We start from the raw sequence: 14,108 nt of genomic DNA on the forward strand, positions 1-14,108 counted from the left end.
ATAAAGTAAACCTTTAGAAAGTATCGAGCACCACAATGCAGGTCGGTCCGCACCACAAAATTAATTGGCACTGACCTTCAGGAGACCTAGAGGGAGGAAGAAATGAAAAAAGCGCTTCTACAGGCGTGCGCGGTATGCGTTGGCGCGACCGGAGCATATGCTGGCGGACTAGATCGCAGCGGCCAGGGCGTCAACATTCTGTTTGAGGAAGGTTCTGTCGTCCAGTTCCGCTTGGGGTACGCAAACCCCGACGTTAGCGGTGAGCAGAACGGCGTTGAGTCCGGAAACATCGCCAAAAGCTTCTGGACACCACACCTGGCATACAAGCATTCATTTACCGATCAGTTGGACTTTGCTCTCATCTATGATGAACCGTACGGTGCCGATGTCGAGTACCCGTCGAACTATCCTTTGTCGCAGAACCCCTTGGCCGCTTTTGGTGGTCGCACCGACGTTTTGCGCGCTAAAGCGGATGTTGATGCGATTACTGCCCTGGTTCGTTACAAATTCGATGGCGGCTTCAGCGCAATCGGCGGTATTCGCGCACAACGGGCCAAGGCAACCGTTGCTGTCCCGGTTGTTGCCGGTTACGAATTTGAATCCGGCTCTGAGGTTGATTTCGGTTACGTCGTAGGCGTCGCATGGGAACGTCCCGATATCGCGGCACGTGTTGCACTGACCTACAACTCTAAAATCACGCACGATTTCGACTCGACGGAGTCCATCAACCGGAGACCTCCGCCCGTTCCGGCACCGCTCGTGACGTCGGAAACCGAAACTGAAGTTGTGACACCTCAATCGGTGAATTTGGACTTCCAGACCGGTGTCGCACCGAAAACGCTGCTGTTCGGATCGATCCGCTGGGTTGACTGGCCACAGACAGTTCTGGCGCCGCCGGTTTATACAGCCGCTGCGCAACAGAACTTGGTTGACTATGCGGACGACACCTTCACCTACACACTGGGTCTTGGCTACAAGTTCACCGAAGAGTTCTCTGGAGCGATCTCCGCGGGCTATGAAACGTCCTCAGGTTCCACTGTTTCGAACCTCGGCCCAACCGACGGTTTCTGGAGCCTTGGCGTAGGTGGTACATATTCCTTCGAGCAGGCTCAGATTTCTGGCGGCATCCGCTATACCGATATCGGCGATGCGACCACCACCACCGGTGGCGAATTCTCGGGCAACTCAGCATGGAGCGTCGGTCTGCAGCTCACGTACACGCTGAACTGATCCCGCCAAGCAAACCAACTACAAAAACCCCGCCACTCTTGGCGGGGTTTTTCTTTGCGCAAGTTTCGGGTCGAACATCGTCTTGGGGAATGCGAGAACGGGCTATGGAACCTCAAAAACACCTGTCTCCAAGGGCTTGGGCCGAACTTTTACTTCTGGGCGTAATCTGGGGCGCATCCTTTATCTCGATCCGCGTCGCATTGGACACGATCCCGGTCATGACCTCGGTTCTGCACCGTGTTTTCTGGGCGATGCTGGCGTTGTGGATCGTTGTCTGGTTCAAAAAGCTGAGTTTTCCCACCAACCCGCGCATCTGGGCCGCATTCCTGATGATGGGGTTGTTGAACAATGCGATCCCATTCTCGCTTATGGCTTGGGGGCAGCTTTACATCGAAACTGGCCTGACCTCGATCCTCAATGCAGCAACCGCCGTCTTCGGCGTCCTGATCGCCGCTATGTTTTTCAAGGACGAGAGGTTGACCCTTGCTCGTGGTGTGGGCGTCGGTCTGGGATTCCTGGGTGTTGCAATTGCAATTGGTCTTAAGAATTTCGCAACTTTCAACCTTCAAAGCGTTGCCCAACTGGCAATCATCGCCGGAACAGTTTCTTACGCGTTGGCCAGCGCCTGGGCCAGAATCAAGTTGTCTGGCTTGTCTCCCATAGTTGCCGCAGCTGGCATGCTGACCGGCTCAACCATTCTGATTTTGCCTGTTTCCCTCGTGGTCGACGGGCTTCCCGTTTTGAACCTGCCGGCGATAACGTGGGCGGCCATTGCCTATTACGCACTGATCGCAACCGCAGGAGCGTATTTACTGTACTACCGCGTTCTTGCCATGGCCGGGGCCGGAAACCTGATGTTAGTAACGCTTGTCATACCGCCAGTCGCCATCGTTTTAGGCACAATGGTGCGCGACGAAACCTTACCGCCGCAGGCCTTTTTGGGCTTTGCCGTGCTGGCGATCGGGTTGTTGATTCTGAACTGGTCCCGCTCACGTGATTGACGCCGCCCCCTGCCCGTTTTAGCTAGGTCAGAAAAAGGGACAGCGGACAATGATCTACAGCTCGGCAAAGGACTGGCGCGAAGCGGCCCGGAAAAAAGTGCTGTTCTTCGGCATGTCTGGGCTGGGCAAGACCTATGTGTCGAACGTGCTGCGCGATTCCGGGGACTGGTTCCACTACTCGATCGACTACCGCATCGGCACCCGGTACATGGGCGAATACATCATCGACAACGCCAAAGCCCAGGCGATGAAAGTTCCATTCCTGCGCGACCTGTTACTGTCGGATTCGATCTATATCGGCTCGAATATCTCGTTCGAAAACCTGACACCGGTTGCGACCTATCTGGGCAAACCGGGCAACCCGGCGCATGGCGGGCTTGAGCTGACTGAATATCGTCGTCGGCAAGAACAGTTCCGCCTGGCTGAGATCCACGCCCTGCTGGACACCGAGTATTTCATCGACCGCGCCAAGCGTTTGTATCAATATCCGAACTTCATCTGCGATACCGGCGGGTCAATTTGCGAATGGGTCGATCCTGAGGACCCGGCCGATCATGTCTTGTCCGAGCTGTCCCGCCAAACCCTGATGATCTGGATCAAGGGCGATGAGGACCACACCGCTGAACTGATCCGCCGTTTCGATAAGGCCCCTAAGCCGATGTCCTATCAGGCAGAGTTTCTGACCCGGGTCTGGGACGAATACCTCACCGAACATGGTTACGCGCCCGAGAATGTCGACCCGGACGCGTTTATCCGCTGGACTTATGCGCGCGCATTGGCCCACCGCCAACCGCGCTATCAGGCAATGGCGGACAATTGGGGTGTCACAGTCACCGCTGATGACATGCACAAGGTCCGCGATGCGGGTGATTTCGATGAGTTGATCGAACGCACCCTTGAGACCCGGACAAACTGGGCTTAATTACCGCCTCTACACAGTAACTCCAAAGGCTTGCACCTAATGCCGATCAAGATCCCATCCGACCTGCCCGCTTACGACGTTCTCACCAAAGAGGGCGTCATGGTCATGGCTGCGGATCAGGCAATGCGTCAGGACATCCGCCCCTTGCGGATCGGATTGCTGAATCTGATGCCCAAAAAGATTCAGACCGAAAACCAGTTCGCGCGCCTGATCGGAGCGACTCCACTGCAGATAGACCTGTCGCTGATCCGCATGACAGAACATCGCACCAGGAACACCGCCGCCGATCACATGGCCGAGTTCTATCAACCGTTCCAAGAGGTAAAGGATCAGAAATTCGACGGCCTGATCATCACGGGCGCGCCGATCGAGCATCTGGAGTTCGATGACGTCACCTATTGGGACGAGATGACCAAGGTTTTTGAGTGGACTCAGACAAACGTCCATTCCACCTTTGGCGTTTGCTGGGGTGGAATGGCGATGATCAATCATTTCCACGGCATCGACAAACAGGCGCTCGATGCCAAGGCGTTTGGTTGTTATCGGCACCAGAATCTGGCCCCTTCTTCCCCGTTTTTACGCGGTTTTTCAGATGATTGCGTGATCCCTGTCAGCCGCTGGACCACAATGAACCAATCTGAGATCAACAGAGCGCCTGGCCTGACGACATTGCTGGGAAGCGATGAGGTCGGCCCTTGTCTGGTCGAGGACCCTTCGCATCGTGCGATCTATATCTTCAACCATTTCGAATATGACAGTGATACGTTGAAGCAGGAATATGATCGCGATGTCTCGAACGGGACCCCCATCAACGTGCCGATGAACTACTATCCAGACGACGATCCATCACAACCGCCGCAAAACCGATGGCGCAGCCATGCGCATCTGCTGTACGGCAACTGGATCAATGAGATTTACCAGTCCACCCCGTTCAACATGGAAGACGTTGGTCATTAAAGTTCTGATATTCCTTGGCCTCGTTCTATCGGGTCTGATCCTGCTGACCGTCTGGCGCGCAGCACAGAACGAAGCTGCGGCTGAGGCTCGTTTCCCTCCCGAGGGTGAAATGGTGATGGTCGACGGTATCGCCGTACATGCGGTGGTCATGGGCGACGGCCCCGATGTGGTTCTGATTCACGGGTCCAGCGGTAATACCCGTGACATGACTTTTGCTCTTGCACCGATCCTGGCCGAGAACTTCCGTGTGATCGTGTTCGACCGACCCGGTCTGGGCTATAGCGGCAGCTTCAATTCGAACGGCGAAACCATTGAGGAGCAAGCGTTAATCTTGCAAAAGGCCGCTGCCAAGTTGGGCGCGGAAAAACCCATTGTTGCAGGGCAAAGCTATGGCGGATCCGTATCGCTGGCTTGGGCGGTCACCCGGCCCGACAACATTTCTGCCCTTGTTTTGATCGCACCGGCTGCAATCCCGTGGGAGACGCCACTGGACGGTTTCAACAAGCTGGCGTCGACTGAGGCGGGCAACACGCTGGCCCTGCCCCTGATCACCGCGTTTGTCCCTGAATGGTACGTGGAACAAGCGCTGGACAAAGTCTTTGCCCCGCAGAAGGCACCCGCAGGGTATGCTCAGCATTTCGGCCCCGGCCTGACGATGCGACGCGCCTCGATGAATGCGAATGCCAAGCAACGGGCCAACCTGCTGGACGAAGTTCGCGCCCTGCAACCCCGCTATGGGGAAATTTCCGTACCGACCGAAGTTGTTCACGGAACGGCTGACACCACTGTCAAGTTTGCCTGGCATGCAGAACAACTGGTCGACCAAATCCCCGACGCGGAACTGATCGAGCTTCCGGGTATTGGTCACATGCCGCAGGTTGTGGCCGCCCCCGAGGTTGCCTCAGCAATCGACCGCGCGGCCGACCGAGCGGGTTTGCGTTAAACCGCCAGCTAATCCATAGTAGGATATGGATTTTATGGCGAGGTAGCTAATGGCCCGTTCGGAAAAAGGTTCCATTGAAAAGTATTTCCGCAAGGACGCGCCGAAAGAGGTGCGATCAGCCATTGAAAACGCAAAGAAAGACGACATCCTGAACCCGACATATCCTTACGAAGAAAGAATGAAGCGTAAGGATTACGAAAAGGAAATGGATCTGCTGCAGATCGAGCTGGTCAAAATGCAATCCTGGGTCAGGGAAACAGGCAACCGCGTTGCGATCATTTTCGAAGGCCGCGATGCCGCCGGAAAAGGTGGTACGATCAAACGTTTTCGCGAGAACCTAAATCCACGCGGCGCCCGCAACGTGGCGCTGAGCAAACCCTCTGATACCGAACGCAGCCAATGGTACTTCCAACGTTACGTTCAACATCTGCCTGCGGCAGGCGAAATCGTGTTCTTTGACCGCAGCTGGTACAATCGCGGTGTGGTCGAAAACGTCTTTGGTTTTTGCGAACCCGAAGAACGCGAACGTTTTTTCAGGCAAGTTCTGCCGCTTGAAACCGGACTGGTGAATGACGGGATCAAACTGTTCAAATTCTGGCTTAACGTCGGGCGCGCGGAGCAACTGAACCGCTTTCTGGCACGTGAGACAGATCCGCTAAAGCAATGGAAACTTAGCCCAATCGACATTGCGGGGCTTGGTAAGTGGGACGAGTACACGCAATCGATTTCGGAAACTCTGACCCGCAGTCACTCAGACCTTTGCCCTTGGACCATCATTCGCTCAGACGACAAAAAACGCGCCCGCATCGCGGCAATACGAACTGTTTTGCACGCGCTGGAATATGATGAAAAAGACAAGAAGGCTATTGGCAAGATCGATCCACTGATTTGCGGCGGACCCGAGGTGTTGGACGCGTGATGACATTTTCGCGCTCCATTGCTGCCAAGGGTTGGACGAACCGGCAGGCGTGGATTATGTCTTGGTTCCCCGGAACTTAAACAAAAAGGCTCGTGACACAGGCATGGCGAAACGCGGGTATCACCACGGCAATCTCAAGCAAGCCCTGATCGAGGCCGCTCTTTCGCTGATCGAAGAAAAAGGTCCGACAGGCTTTACCCTTTCCGAGGCCGCAAAGACCGCGGGTGTAACGCCTGCAGCTGTATACAGGCACTTTCAGGGACGCGAGGACCTGATTGCCGAGGCCGCCCGGCAGGGTTTCGAGATGTTTGCCGACTTGATGCAGTACGCCTACGACACGGGCCAACCCTCGGCCCTTGCTGCGTTTGAGGCAACCGGTCGGGCTTATCTGGCTTTTGCCCGCAAGCACCCTGGTCACTACATCGCCATGTTCGAAAGCGGGATTTCCGTTAACCGAACGCCTGAATTGGCGCTGGCCGCGAACCGGGCCAAAAGCGTCCTGGAGAAAGCGGCTGCAGACCTTTCTCAGCATATCCCCCCCGAAAAACGCCCGCCCGCGTCGATGTTCAGTGCTCATATCTGGGCCATGAGCCATGGCGTTGTTGAGCTTTATGCCCGAAACACAGGTGCCAGCTCTCCATTCCCGCCAGAGGATCTGTTGGAAAGTGGCATTGGAATATATTTGCGGGGTTTAGGTCTGGTTCCGCAGGACGATTGAGGTTCGAGCTAGAACCTGGGCCTTGGTGCCGGAACACTAAGGCCCGAGGTGACGTTAATCAGATCCATCTGCCCCATGCCCTTGATATCCACCGGCCCAATATCCGAGACCTGGAACTCGTCAATCAATGCGTATTTCATCTCTTCCGGGGCGACAATATTCATTGGGTTTGCAAAGACTTGCAGGCGTGAAGCAATGTTCACGGCCGGACCAAACACGTCGTAGACGTATTTCTGAATACCCACGACCGAGCCGACAGCCGGCCCCATTCCCAGACCGATCCGAGCCTGCCATTTATGCGGATGGCTTTCGTTGCGCCGTTCGAGATATCGCAAGAACCGGACCGCACAATGGGCCACGGCCGTCGCATGATCCGGCGTTGCGTCCGGCATACCGGAAACCGCCAGATAAGCGTCCCCGATAGTTTTGATCCGTTCGCAGCCATATTGTTCGACGATCCGGTCGAAGGCCGTAAAGACATCGTTCAACTCGCTGAGTGTTACAGTCGGGTCGGTCTTTGCCGCAAAATCCGTAAAGCCCACAAAATCCAGCATCACGACCGAGACCTGATCGTAGAGCTGCGGCGTAACGACACCAAAGGTCTTGAACTCTTCGTACACAGCGCGGGGCATGAGGTTCAACAGCAACCGTTCGACCCGCTCTTTCTCGCGTTCCAATTCGCGCGTATTCCGTTCGACCATGGTCGAATAACTGTCGATCATGCTCTCAAGCTCGCGAATGCGGGTGATGTTCTGAAATTCGACCACCAGCACCTGTTCGGAAAGGCCGTTGGCCAATGAAACTGCGACTGCGAATATCAGTGTCCGGCGCTTGGGCTTGACCTGCAGCTCGACCGAATAGCGCAAGCCGGATTGCTTGACGTCTTCAAGCTCTTTTGGATCAAGGTCGGGAAAATAATCCAACAGGGTCTGACCTTCGGCCGGTGCCCCAAACCACTCGGTAAATGGACCGTTGTGAAACACGAAACCCAAATCCGAAGCCCGCACAACAGCGACGCCGACACCGATCGCGCGGAGCAACTGTTCGTTTATGGCCAGAATACTCATGCGGCGTCGCGTGCCACGATGATGGCTCGTTTTGACTCGATGGCATCAAGGGCAATTTTTATATGCGCGTCTTCCATTCCATGCATCGACAGGGCCTCGCTGAAAAGCGCGGCCATCTCGTCAAAATCTGCGTGAGAGATGTTCAGGTGACGATGAACCGCCTCGATCCTGTCATCGCTAAAGGATGCAGGTCCACCAACCAGGGACGAAACAAACTTGGTCTGATGATCAATCAACCGGGGCATATCAATGTCTTCGAAATGACCGCCGATCTGATCGGACTCCAACGCCATTTCGTAAAAGGTCATCACGATCCGCGAGATCGTTTTGAAGCCACCGTATCTTTCGTAAATTGTCTGCCCCACGACACATAACCCAAACGTTATTCACCACTAACGTCACGAGGTTATATCATATTGACAGTTTTGTTAACGCTTATGACGCGGATGCACTGCGGGGCGACCATTTAGGTGGCGTGTTGAGACATGAATTCACACGCTCAGATCGTCGGCGCAGGGGATGAACCCGACGTATCCCCCCTGTTCCAGCAATCGCGTCTGGCCCCCCACGCGCCAATACAGCTTGCGCCGCGCCGCGACCAATTCCCGCCGAAGGCGGAACCAAAGCGGCCCCTTATCCAGCCCGCTGTTGGTTTTCTGGTCTTGGGATCGTTCGCTGACCTTCACCTCTTCGACCGTGTGATCTTGCTGTTTCGACCAGATCATCTGCACCCCAACAGCCGGAAAGCACTGATACATCCGCCAATCCGACCGTGGGATGGAGACGAAATCGTCCAAGTGATCCGAATACTTTTCGGACCAATTCAGCAGTTTCTGGCAGGCCCGCTGAGAAAGCACATAGGCGGCCGCACTCGGGGCCATCTCCAACATGGGCCGGACGGTGAGGCCTGCGATATGCATCTCTGGCCCAAATCGAAGAGATTTGGGGGAATAGTCCAGCTTCACCATGTCAAAGGCATCTGGGTCCGCCATCAGTGCTGAAATCACAGATCCTGCCTGCATGGACATTTCGACGTCATCTTCGAAAATGGCCACCGCACTCAGGTTTTGATCCACGACCGCCTGCCATACCGCGCGATGGCTTTCGAAACAGGCGATTTCGCTTTGCGTCAAACCCCAGCGAGTGCCCGTTCCAGCAACATAGCCACTGGCGTCCACCACTCCGGGTATCTGGGCATCCGTCGCGCCAAACCGGGTGGCACCCACCAAGCCTGCATGATTGAACTGCGCTTCCATAAAGTCACGGCGCACTGGGACCCGATCCAGATTGATAAAAAAGGCACCCGTCTCTGGTGGCAGTTCGTGACGTCCCACGGTGTTTCCTTTCAAGCAGTTACGCCAGATACACACTGGCAAGGCGGACAATCAAGTCCGCGCTTGAGCAATATGTATCCGGTTTCGCCTATCCTGATTTAGAAGTCCCGATTAAGCTGCGCTGGGAAAACAATAAACAGGATTCTTGCAATGACGTCTCATGGATATTCCGGCGGTCGCCTGAACCTGCCGTTTGTGGGCATATCGACCTTTGGCAAAGCTCCGTACGTCGAGGATTGGGATCAAATCGATGCTGACGTCGCCGTCATGGGTGCGCCTTTTGATTTCGGAACTCAGTGGCGATCCGGCGCTCGGTTTGGACCGCGTGCGGTGCGCGAAGCGTCAACTCTGTTCAGCTTCGGCCATGCCGGCGCATATGACCACGAGGATGATGCCACTTACTTGGATGGCTCGGTCCGGATGGTCGATATCGGCGACGCGGATATCATCCACACCAAAACCGAGGAAAGCCACGCCAACATCCAGTTCGGTGTTGAAAAGATGCTGAACGCAGGCGCCCTGCCCGTCACCATCGGCGGCGATCACTCGGTCAATATTCCCTGCATCAACGCCTTCGAAAACGATTGCGAGAAAAACGGGCCTATCCACGTCGTGCAAATTGATGCGCATCTGGATTTCGTGGACGAACGGCATGGCGTGACCGCCGGACACGGCAACCCCATGCGGCGTGCAATTGAAAAACCGTATGTTTCGGGCATGACGCAACTGGGCATCCGGAACGTGTCGTCAACCGCCAAAGAAGGATATGAGGACGCCCGCGCCCGTGGGTCGGACATTTTGTCTGTTCGGCAAGTGCGCAAGCTCGGTACAGATGGCGTGTTGGCGCGCATCCCAGAAGGCGCCCGGTATTATGTCACGATTGATATCGACGCATTCTGCCCGTCCATCGCCTCTGGCACTGGCACGCCCAGCCACGGCGGGTTCCAGTACTATGATGTCTTGGAGATAATTCAGGGGCTTCCGAAACGCGGAGACGTAGTCGGGATCGACTTTGTCGAAGTGGCTCCGAATTACGACCCAACCGAGAGCACGCAGATTCTGGCAGCGCAGGTTCTGTTGAACTTCATCGGGTTCATCTTTCACGAACGTGGCAAGAAGGGCTGATCGCCCTTCCTGCCGCATAGATCATGCACTGATCGTGTTGTGTTCAGGGCCATAGGGGAAGCCGGTAATGTTTTCGGCACCGGTTTCCTCGACCACCAGAATGTCGTGTTCACGGTATCCACCTGCACCCTTCTGACCTTCTGGAATCCACAGCATCGGTTCAATTGAAACGACCATGCCCGGTTCCAAAACCGTATCGATATCCTCGCGCAGCTCCAGCCCCGCCTCGCGCCCGTAATAGTGGCTGAGGATCCCGAAAGAGTGGCCGTATCCGAATGAACGGTACTGCAGCAGGCCTTCGTCAGCGAAGAAGCGGTTAATCTCTTCACAGATTCCAGAGCAGGTCGCACCCGGCTTGATCAAGCTCAGGCCCAGCTCATGCGCGGCAACGTTGGCTTTCCAGATGCGCAGGCTATCGGCGTCGGGTTCGCCTAGGAACAGAGTGCGCTCCAGCGCTGTGTAATAACCTGAAACCATCGGGAAAGTGTTCAGGGATAGGATATCTCCCTTTTCCAACGCGCGCTTGGTGACCGGGTTATGTGCGCCATCCGTGTTCAGGCCTGACTGAAACCAAACCCATGTGTCGCGGTATTCGGCATCCGAATAGGCGCGGGCAATCTCGGCCTCCATCGCGTCACGCCCGGCCATGGCGATCTCGATCTCGGTCGCGCCTTCACGGATCGCGGCGTGGATGGCTGCGCCACCAACATCCGCAGTACGCGCGCCACCTTTGATCAGTTCGATCTCTTCGGCTGATTTCACCATCCGTGCAGCCATCGTATCAGGCGCGATATCGACCAGTTCCGGTGCCCCCAGCATATCCAGCGCAGTGTCGCGCATTGTCAGGGTCATGTGGTCACCCTCGATACCGACCCGGCGGGCAGAGCCGATCAGGCTGGCTACAGCGCGCCAGTAATTGTTCCGCTTCCAATCGGTGTAGATCACGTTCTCTTCGACCGACCGGCGCCAGGGTTGCCCGGCGTCGATATTGGCCGAAACCGTAGTACAAGCATCCTGCGTTACAACACAGCCATAGGGGCGGCCAAACGAGCAGTACAGGAAGCCCGAGTAGTAAGCGATGTTCTGCATCGACGTCAGCAGAACTGCGGGAATGTCCCTTGCCGCCATGGTCGCGCGCAGGCTGGCAAGGCGACGGTCGTATTCAGCCCGGCTGAATGGCAACGGCGCTTTGTCACCGTTGTGGCAGGTGAAAAACTCGGGGCGGTTGTTCATATCTTTCATCTTTGACTCTCCTCAACGCCGGACTGGCATCGCCCGGCCACAAGTCCCGGCGTTCAGGACGAGCGGCCTCGGGATCCGAGAGCCATGCATCCCGCGTTGCGTCACGACGCCATCGTGACCGGGGTACATGGTGAAATCGCTAAATCAGCTTTTGAGTCGCGTCAAGCCGGGGTGAGACCCCGCAGGCGTTCAGACCGCCGCCGCAGCAGTTCGACCGTGGTCAGCAGCGCGATCGAGATCACGACAAGGATGGTCGCAACGGCCAGAATGGTCGGGCTGATCTGTTCACGAAGGCCGGTGAACATCTGCCAAGGCAATGTCTTTTGGCTGGCTGATCCGACAAAGAGAACCACCACAACTTCGTCAAACGAAGTGATGAAGGCAAACAATCCGCCCGAGATTACACCCGGCAAAATCAGCGGCATCTGGATCTTGAAGAACGTCCGCACCGGACCTGCACCCATATTCGCAGCAGCCCGCGTCAGGGATTGGTCAAACCCGACTAGCGTTGCGGTCACCGTGATGATGACGAAGGGAATCCCCAGAACCGCGTGGGCCAGCACGACTTTCACATAGCCGACGAAGTTCTTGTTCATGCCCAGCGTACCTTCCAAAAAGCGGCCGATGTCGCTGTAGAAAAAGAACATACCCGTGGCCGAGATGATCAGCGGAACGATCATTGGCGAGATCAGAATGCCCATAATGGCCCGACGCCCCGGAACATGCGACTGGCTGAGACCTATCGCCGCCAGAGTGCCCAGCGATACCGAAATGATGGTCGCAATTGGTGCGATGATCAGCGAGTTCTTGAAGCTACGCTGCCATTCATTGTTTGTGAAGAAGTCGCGGTAATGCTTCAGCGAATACCCTTCTGGGTCCAGACGCAGCATTTCGGGCGTAAAGGTGAAAAAGTCCTGCGCATTGAAAGACAGCGGCAGAACCACAAGGATCGGCGTGATCAGGAACACGAAGATTGCCCCGCAGATCACCCGGAAAGTAAAATGCCACAACACCTGACCAGCCGTCATGTAAGGCAGCAACTTTTGCCGATAACGCCCCTCGTAGAGCCAGAAGATGAAGAAGGCGAAGAACCACCCCGCTAGCAGCCCGACGATCAAGCCTGTAATGCCTGCAAAGAAAAATCCAATTGCAGCAAGACCCAGAATCGTAATCCAGCGCGCAACGCGTTCGTTATCCAGCACATTGATATACAGCCATGCCAGCCCTGCCATCAAAACAGCACCGATCAGGATGCCCAGCAGAACGTTGTCCTGCCCGGCTCCGACGAACATGCCCAGAAATCCTCCGGCGATTGCGACAGCCGGCAGAACCACCGACAACGGTTTGCGGGATATTGGTGTAAGTGCAGCCATATTCTTTATCCCAGCTTGACGTTATCAATGCCGACGATCTTGTCGTAGCACCAGTAGAGTAGAAGAACGACCGCCAACAGGATCGTCCCCAGCGCCGCAGCCAGTCCCCAGTTCAGAGAGGATGAGATGTGGTACGCAATCCGGTTCGAAATGAAGACACCTTTGGTGCCGCCAACGATCTCGGGCGTGATGTAGTACCCGATGGCAAGAATGAACACGAGGATCGAACCCGCGCCGATACCCGGTATCGATTGCGGGAAGTAAATCCGCCAGAAGGTCGTCCAGTTGGTGGCGCCCATGGATTTGGCCGCACGGGTGTAGTACGGCGGAATCGTCTGCATGACCGAATACATCGGCAGGATCATGAACGGCAGCAGGATATGCGTCATCGCAATGATCGTGCCGAATTGATTGTTGATGATCACCAGCCTCGCATCATCGGCAACAAACCCCAGCCATACCAGCGTTTCGTTGATCACGCCCTGCTGCTGCAACATCACTTTCCAGGCGGAGGTGCGCACAAGCAGCGAGGTCCAGAATGGCAGCAGCACCAAAATCATCAGCATGTTTGAAGCCCGCATCGGCAGATTGGCCAGCAGGTAAGAAACTGGATAGGCCAGCAGAATACAGGACCCGGTAATGATCAGCGACATGAACAATGTCCGGCCGAACAGCTTGATGAGGATGCGCTTATCTTCGGGTTGCGCTTGCGCCCCTTCGGGTGTGCGCTGCATATCAATAGCGTTCAGAAAGTATCCATTGGTGATCGGCACCGCGTGCGTCTTGATCACGCGCCAGGTGTCCACGTCCCCCCAACCATCGTGAATTTCGATCAGTTTTTCCTTGAACGGAGCGTCAGCTTCCGGATCCAACCGCTTGATCTGGCGTCCAGATTTTCGGAACATCGACGACATACCCGTCTGCTCATAGTTCAAGCGGGTACCCAGTCTTGTGTGTTGCTTGGCGTCAACGGCAACGACCATGTCGCGAATAAATGCTTCATACAAAGCTTCGTCCGGCAATTCCCCGCTCTCTGCGTCCCATTGCTGTAACTCAACGACTGTCAAAGGAAGTGTCTCTGAGACAATCCCGTTTTCGACCGATCGGAATAGCATGGAAATGATAGGTATGACGAATGATAGCAGTACAAATAGCAATAGTGGCGCAACCAGAGCCAACGCCCGCAATTTACGCCGACGCAATGAACGCGCCAGTGATTTCTTCAGCGGCGTACCATCTGCCGCCAACATCGGACCTGATTGAGTTGCGTCGCTCAT

Annotated in this window: 14 protein-coding genes; 8 read left to right on the forward strand and 6 right to left on the reverse strand. The window is 55.7% G+C overall.

Annotated elements, in window-relative coordinates; genetic code table 11:
- The first annotated feature begins 102 nt into the window (after window positions 1-102).
- The 7 genes from DK510_RS08095 (at window position 103) to DK510_RS08125 (ending at window position 6,690) form a co-directional block, all read left to right on the forward strand.
- A complete protein-coding gene (locus DK510_RS08095; protein WP_109311627.1) occupies window positions 103-1,230 on the forward strand; it encodes an OmpP1/FadL family transporter in 1,128 nt (375 codons plus the stop codon).
- Window positions 1,231-1,334: 104 nt separating this feature from the next.
- The gene (locus DK510_RS08100) at window positions 1,335-2,231 is read left to right on the forward strand and encodes a DMT family transporter (protein WP_109311628.1); all 897 of its coding nucleotides are present in this window, start codon (window positions 1,335-1,337) and stop codon (window positions 2,229-2,231) included.
- Between the two features lie 49 nt (window positions 2,232-2,280).
- Window positions 2,281-3,153 carry an ATPase gene (locus DK510_RS08105; RefSeq protein ID WP_109311629.1) on the forward strand — a complete coding sequence of 291 codons (873 nt, stop codon included), beginning with the start codon at window positions 2,281-2,283 and terminating at the stop codon, window positions 3,151-3,153.
- A gap of 39 nt (window positions 3,154-3,192) precedes the next feature.
- Window positions 3,193-4,110: a homoserine O-succinyltransferase gene (gene metA, locus DK510_RS08110; protein ID WP_109311630.1), complete on the forward strand. Its 918-nt coding sequence runs from the start codon at window positions 3,193-3,195 to the stop codon at window positions 4,108-4,110.
- The gene (locus tag DK510_RS08115; protein ID WP_109311631.1) at window positions 4,061-5,053 is read left to right on the forward strand and encodes an alpha/beta fold hydrolase; all 993 of its coding nucleotides are present in this window, start codon (window positions 4,061-4,063) and stop codon (window positions 5,051-5,053) included. Before metA ends, DK510_RS08115 begins: the two co-directional genes overlap by 50 nt.
- Before the next feature lie 49 nt (window positions 5,054-5,102).
- Window positions 5,103-5,972 (forward strand): polyphosphate kinase 2, encoded by an 870-nt coding sequence (gene ppk2, locus DK510_RS08120; protein ID WP_109311632.1) that lies wholly within the window; start codon window positions 5,103-5,105, stop codon window positions 5,970-5,972.
- Window positions 5,973-6,075: 103 nt separating this feature from the next.
- Window positions 6,076-6,690, forward strand: a complete 615-nt coding sequence (locus DK510_RS08125; RefSeq protein WP_058271885.1) for a TetR/AcrR family transcriptional regulator — start codon at window positions 6,076-6,078, stop codon at window positions 6,688-6,690.
- 8 nt (window positions 6,691-6,698) lie between these two features.
- Here DK510_RS08125 and DK510_RS08130 read toward each other — a convergent pair whose 3' ends face one another.
- The 3 genes from DK510_RS08130 to DK510_RS08140 all read right to left on the reverse strand — a co-directional run bounded on the left by DK510_RS08130 (window position 6,699) and on the right by DK510_RS08140 (window position 9,091).
- Window positions 6,699-7,757: an adenylate/guanylate cyclase domain-containing protein gene (locus DK510_RS08130; protein ID WP_109311633.1), complete on the reverse strand. Its 1,059-nt coding sequence runs from the start codon at window positions 7,755-7,757 to the stop codon at window positions 6,699-6,701.
- Window positions 7,754-8,122, reverse strand: a complete 369-nt coding sequence (locus DK510_RS08135) for a group 1 truncated hemoglobin (protein WP_199913459.1) — start codon at window positions 8,120-8,122, stop codon at window positions 7,754-7,756. The genes DK510_RS08130 and DK510_RS08135 overlap by 4 nt, the downstream gene beginning before the upstream one ends.
- 126 nt (window positions 8,123-8,248) lie before the next feature.
- Entirely contained in the window at window positions 8,249-9,091 is an 843-nt protein-coding gene (locus DK510_RS08140; protein WP_160116484.1) for a glycosyltransferase family 25 protein, read from the reverse strand.
- 150 nt (window positions 9,092-9,241) lie between these two features.
- Here DK510_RS08140 and speB point away from each other — a divergent pair, with 150 nt between their 5' ends.
- Window positions 9,242-10,216, forward strand: a complete 975-nt coding sequence (gene speB / locus DK510_RS08145) for an agmatinase (RefSeq protein WP_109311635.1) — start codon at window positions 9,242-9,244, stop codon at window positions 10,214-10,216.
- A 21-nt stretch (window positions 10,217-10,237) separates the two neighbouring features.
- Here the strand turns inward: speB and DK510_RS08150 are convergent, their stop codons facing one another.
- From DK510_RS08150 to DK510_RS08160, 3 genes are all read right to left on the reverse strand, one after another.
- Window positions 10,238-11,458, reverse strand: coding sequence for an aminopeptidase P family protein (locus tag DK510_RS08150; protein WP_109311636.1), 1,221 nt, complete (start codon window positions 11,456-11,458; stop codon window positions 10,238-10,240).
- A 161-nt stretch (window positions 11,459-11,619) separates the two neighbouring features.
- Window positions 11,620-12,831, reverse strand: a complete 1,212-nt coding sequence (locus DK510_RS08155) for an ABC transporter permease (protein ID WP_109311637.1) — start codon at window positions 12,829-12,831, stop codon at window positions 11,620-11,622.
- Between the two features lie 5 nt (window positions 12,832-12,836).
- Window positions 12,837-14,108 (reverse strand): ABC transporter permease, encoded by a 1,272-nt coding sequence (locus DK510_RS08160; RefSeq protein WP_109311638.1) that lies wholly within the window; start codon window positions 14,106-14,108, stop codon window positions 12,837-12,839.

Source organism: Ruegeria sp. AU67, assembly GCF_900312795.1.
GTDB lineage: Bacteria > Pseudomonadota > Alphaproteobacteria > Rhodobacterales > Rhodobacteraceae > Ruegeria > Ruegeria atlantica.